Origin of the sequence: Haloferax sp. Atlit-10N, from assembly GCF_003586325.1 — an archaeon.
In the GTDB taxonomy this organism is placed as follows: Archaea; Halobacteriota; Halobacteria; order Halobacteriales; family Haloferacaceae; genus Haloferax; species Haloferax prahovense.
Window position 1 is genome coordinate 1 of the sequence record NZ_PSYX01000136.1, and the last position, 482, is coordinate 482.

At 55.6% G+C, this 482-nt stretch carries 1 protein-coding gene; it reads right to left on the reverse strand.

Annotated elements, in window-relative coordinates; all coding sequences use genetic code 11:
• Window positions 1–31: 31 nt before the first annotated feature.
• On the reverse strand, window positions 32–364 hold the full coding sequence (locus C5B91_RS23160) for a HalOD1 output domain-containing protein (RefSeq protein WP_119713047.1): 333 nt from the start codon (window positions 362–364) through the stop codon (window positions 32–34).
• Window positions 365–482: the final 118 nt, after the last annotated feature.

Genomic DNA, 482 nt, shown 5'->3' on the forward strand with positions numbered 1-482 from the left:
ACACCAATCGATCACTCGGTAGTTGTGGGTATCACTCCGATTCCCGAGAGTGCCCATCGACTCGGACTTCGATGCTGCCGTCCCCGGTCACTGAGACGTCAGTATCGGCGTACTGGAATGAGACTGCGACTGACGACGACTGGCCATCAAATAGCGCATTGAGTGCATCGGCTTCGATCGTCTCCTGTAACGGTGGCAGGCCAGTCGTTTCCCGGTTGTTAGCCGCCGCAACTGCTCCGACGATCGCCACACTGGGGCGGCCCGATTTTCTCCAGTTATGACGAACCGTAGTGGAGCTTGGATCTGTGCTTTCGGGGTGGTCGGTCGGATCCGAGTCACCTCCCTCATCTCTATCGTCGTGCATTTTCCATCACCGGTTGTCGTTAGACGAAGTAACAGCGGAGGAAACCGCCGTGGCTTCAGTTTCCATCCCTACGATCCGGACCTTGATAGCATTGTTGTGAGAATCTGAGTGACTATTC